The 4,510-nt window shown below is 41.5% G+C and carries 2 protein-coding genes and 4 pseudogenes; 4 read left to right on the forward strand and 2 right to left on the reverse strand.

Annotation, left to right across the window (positions count from 1 at the left end):
* Positions 1-30: 30 nt before the first annotated feature.
* Positions 31-727 (reverse strand): annotated as a pseudogene (locus tag PR699_RS03595) (IS1 family transposase).
* A gap of 58 nt (positions 728-785) precedes the next feature.
* Here PR699_RS03595 and PR699_RS03600 point away from each other — a divergent pair.
* From PR699_RS03600 to PR699_RS03615, 4 genes and pseudogenes are all read left to right on the forward strand, one after another.
* A pseudogene (locus PR699_RS03600) lies at positions 786-2,045 on the forward strand (fimbria/pilus outer membrane usher protein); the annotation flags it as partial.
* Between the two features lie 53 nt (positions 2,046-2,098).
* Positions 2,099-2,589 (forward strand): annotated as a pseudogene (locus PR699_RS03605) (fimbrial protein).
* A 12-nt stretch (positions 2,590-2,601) separates the two neighbouring features.
* The gene (locus PR699_RS03610; protein ID WP_154625920.1) at positions 2,602-3,114 is read left to right on the forward strand and encodes a fimbrial protein; all 513 of its coding nucleotides are present in this window, start codon (positions 2,602-2,604) and stop codon (positions 3,112-3,114) included.
* A gap of 22 nt (positions 3,115-3,136) precedes the next feature.
* Positions 3,137-4,056: pseudogene (locus PR699_RS03615) on the forward strand (fimbrial protein).
* Between the two features lie 96 nt (positions 4,057-4,152).
* Here PR699_RS03615 and PR699_RS03620 read toward each other — a convergent pair.
* Positions 4,153-4,510: integrase core domain-containing protein (locus PR699_RS03620; RefSeq protein ID WP_272572993.1), on the reverse strand; the 358-nt coding region annotated here is incomplete at its 5' end.

Raw genomic sequence — 4,510 nt, forward strand, 5'->3', positions numbered from 1 at the left:
AGGTCACGTATCCAAAGGGTTGATGGCATTTCAAATATAATACTCTCGCTCAATGAAAGTCCCAATGATCTTGTCATGCATGCCGGATGATTTTGAATACCCTAACGTCTTGCGATTGAGTCGTTTCAATCGGTTACGCAACGTCAGATTTTCACGCTCAATTCGCTGTGTGTATAGCTTTCCTAAAATATGTTTTTCACTAGGGAGGCCTCTTTGTACGCCCTGTAACCATCAGTACACCAAAAAGCGATACGGAACCCAGACAGCAGTTTTAACAATTTACCCAGTGTTTTCTTGCTTCGGGAACCAAATACATGAGCGACAATCCGCTTTAAGCGAGGCTCCCATGCATACCACAACCAACGCTGACGCTTTTTGTTACCGATAAATGACCACATCTCATCGACCTCACAAATGAGCTGAATTTGTAGATTATCTAGGGGCAGTGTTGTTACATTCCGTGGCGAGAGTTTTTTAAAGTGCGGACGACGGCATTGATACTGATATGTAATGCTCTAGCGGTGTCACGAATACCCGCATTATTCATGGCAAGCTCAACCACTTGCTCTTTGATGTCGGGCTGACAAGCGTTGTAAGTATAATCGAGTTGAAAAGAGCGGCAACAGGCCTGACAGCGATAACGGGGATGCCCCCCATTGCCGGTGCCATGTTTTTTAACAGAGTCGGTTAATCCACAGAATCGGCATTTTACTGAAATGGTAGCCATACTAAACCTCAACAGAAAAGCTCAGTTTACCTCATTATCAACTCATTGAATACTTGACCGCTTTTTATATAACAAGTCGCTGAATGAAACGGGAACCATTATTCAGTTGGCTGGTTATCGCTATTCAACAAAGGGCTATTACTCATTTGTGGATACCGCTTATAAGCGAATGGATGGTTATAACCTTGCGACGCAAGATGGTGTTATACAGGTCACGCCGAAATTCACCGATTACTACAATTTAACGTATAACAAAAAGGAAAAAATACAATTAAGCCTGACTCAACAGTTAGGTGAACAATCAACGTTATACGTTACGGGTAGCCATGAAACCTATTGGAATACCAATAAATCAGATAAGCAGTTACAGGTTGGTATCAACACGCTGATTGAAGGGATCAACTGGGGCTTGAGTTATAGCTTATCGAAAAACTCTTGGCAGGATGCAAACGACCAAATGTTGGCACTGAACGTGAACATCCCATTCAGCAATTGGATGCGTTCGGATAGCCAATCTATTTGGCGTAATGCGAGTGCCAGTTACAACGCATCCCATGATTTAAAAGGCCGTGTCACCAATACCGCGGGTATCTATGGGACGTTATTGGATGACAATAACTTAAGTTATAGCGTGCAAACAGGCTATGCAGGTGGTGGGCAAGGCAATTCATCGGCTACGTGTTACACTTCACTTAACTATTGCGGCACTTACGGTAACGCTAATGTGGGGTACAGCTACACCAATGACTTACGTCAGATGTACTACGGCTTAAGTGGTGGGGTCTTAGCGCATGCGAATGGGGTCACATTAAGCCAGCCAATGAATGATACGGTGGTTTTAATCAAGGCACCAGGTGCGGGAAATGTCAAAGTTGAAAATCAAACGGGTGTGACAACGGACTGGCGTGGTTACGCAGTATTGCCATATGCCTCTGATTACCGTGAAAACCGTGTAGCTCTTGATACCAATACATTGGCTAATAATGTTGACCTCGAAGACCCTATTGTCAGTGTTGTACCGACTCGAGGTGCCGTGGTGCGTGCAGACTTCCGTCCTAAAGTGGGTGTAAAAGTGCTAATGACACTCATGAGACAGGGCAAACCTGTACCATTTGGGGCTGTAGTGACATTAAAAGACAGTCATGGTGGCAGTATTGTTGCGGATGATGGGCTGGTTTATCTAACAGGGTTGCCACTGGCAGGGCAATTGGTTGCTCGCTGGGGAGATAGCCCAGATGCACAATGCTAAGTCAACTACACACTACCTGAGCAAAGCCAGCAGGAAATTCTCAGTAAGTACCGTGCTGAATGCTTCTAAGGAGTGAAAAGTGTTTGATAAAGTAAAAAATTTCTACGACGCTGCTGTCATCAATGATGTTTTGTGTAACCGCTTATGCCGCTGATAGCACGATTAATATTAAAGGTAATGTGAAAGACAATACGTGTGCGGTTGCTCCGGGTTCTCAAACCAAGTGGTTGATTTACTAAATAATGCCGTTAGGCAATTGTATGCGGTTGGTGAAGTTACACCTGTTGTGCCATTTCAAATTAAGCTTACCCCTTGTGGTGCATCAGTGACTGCTGTCAAAGTTGGTTTTGTGGGGGTTGCAGATGCCAATAATAAGTCATTACTTGCATTAGCCCCCGGAACTTCTAATGCTTCAGGAGCGGGTATACAAATTTTAGATGGCAGCCGAACACCATTAATACTTAATGCGAATAGCAGCAACATCATGTGGACATCGTTGGTTGCAGGTCGAGGTAATACTTTGCACTTTTATGCGCGATTGATGGCGTCTAAATTGCCTATTGTTGCAGGAAACGTGCAAGCAACAGCAACGTTTACGCTTGAATTTCAGTAAATAGAGGATGCCATGATTGATAACAACTGGAAGAAGATCACGGTGCTGATAGTGGGTTTGTTATCTGTTCAGATAACTTCAACCTATGCGGCGGATGTTACGGTAACCGTGAATGGTAGTGTAGTGGCAAAGCCTTGCACGGTTGCAACGACCACAGCTAATGTTGATTTAGGTGATTTGTATACATTCAATTTGATTTCTGCTGGCTCTGCCTCTAAATGGCATCCCGTTTCATTGAATTTAACTAATTGTCCTGTTGGTACATCTGTCGTCACTGCAACCTTTAAAGGAACGACGGATACCACTGGCTATTATAAAAACCAAGGCACAGCAGGCAATATTCAACTGCAATTACAAAATAGTGCAGGAACAAATTTGAATAACGGTGCGCAGCAAAAATTACAGGTCAATGATTCTACCATGTCGACGAGTTTTCCATTAAGGGTCAGAGCATTAACAGTCAAAGGTGGTGCGACACAGGGAACTATCCAGGCAGTGATTGATGTCACTTACACTTATCAGTGAGTTAAACCATGAATGTAAAAAAATGATTAAATTACTTTCCGCTAATCTGCTGATTTATTTAGCCAGTATTTCGTCTGTTTATGCATTTACTTGCTATGACTCAATGGGGAATACACTGAATAGTGAATCGGGATCAGGTACTTCAAACGTTTATGTTAACCTTCAACCCAGTGTGGAAGCTGGACAAAATTTAGTAGTAGATTTGTCGCAATCTATTTTTTGTCGTAATGATTATCCTGATTTCTATAAAGATGAAGTAAGTATAATAAAAGGCTCTACTTACGGCGGAGCATTGTAGAATTTTAGAGGTACATTAGAATATTATGGTTCAGGATACACGTTCCCGTTGGTGTCATCGACCCATAAACAAAATATCAACTCAAATAGTTTCATTCCGTGGAGGGCCAAGCTATATTTGACACCTATTTCAGCAGCAGGTGGTGTGGTTATCAATAAAGGAACACATTTTGCAACATTAGTTATGCATAAAGTAGGAACTCAATATAATAATGGTAACGTAGAAATTTCTGATTTTACGTGGAATATATATGCCAACGATACTGTTGTTGTACCTATAGGTGGTTGTGATGTTTCTTCACGTAATGTGGTTGTCAATTTACCGGCATACCCAGCGACTGCATTAGTGCCACTCAATATTCGTTGTGCAAGAAATCAAAATATTTCTTATTTCCTAACAGGCTCTACGGATACTAACTCTTCTATATTTGCAAATACTTTTTCTGGCACGAATGCGGCAAAAGGGGGGGGATTCAATTAGTGCGCAATGGAAACGCCATTCCAGCTAACTAAAAAGTGCAAATTGGGCAAGTGGGAAAATCTTCCGTGAGTTTAGGTTTGAGTGCTCGATATGCACGTACTACAGGGCAGGTTACCGCAGGAAAAGTACAATCATTGATTGATGTGACTTTTATCTATGATTAAAGGATAGTCAAATGCAGCTATTGGATTTAGTTGCATTTGACGTGTGTCACTCAGAACTTCGGCTGACGTTTAGTCTTAAAGACCAAGCTTATTTTTTTACACTTCATACGGTGTTTTACCAGCATGAGCTGAGTGGGTGCGATGACAATTATAAAAAGCCTCCCATTCAGCTAATTTTTCATGTAAATCGACATCATCCTTATAATCGATTAATTGATAAAACTCTTGTTTATCTGTTAAATGAGAACGCTCTACCTTCCCATTCAATCTGGGGGTAGCTGGTTTGATATAAACATGCTCCATCCCGAGATCATGAATATGCCAATTAAATTTTGATTGGAATTCGTGGCCATTATCCGTTCTAATCGTTTTGATTCTAAAGGGAAATTTATTTACTACATAATTAATAAAATCAATGGCATTAGCCTGATTGTGCTTTTCATAAATTTTAAGT

Source organism: Providencia sp. PROV268, assembly GCF_028477805.1.
Taxonomy (GTDB): domain Bacteria; phylum Pseudomonadota; class Gammaproteobacteria; order Enterobacterales; family Enterobacteriaceae; genus Providencia; species Providencia stuartii.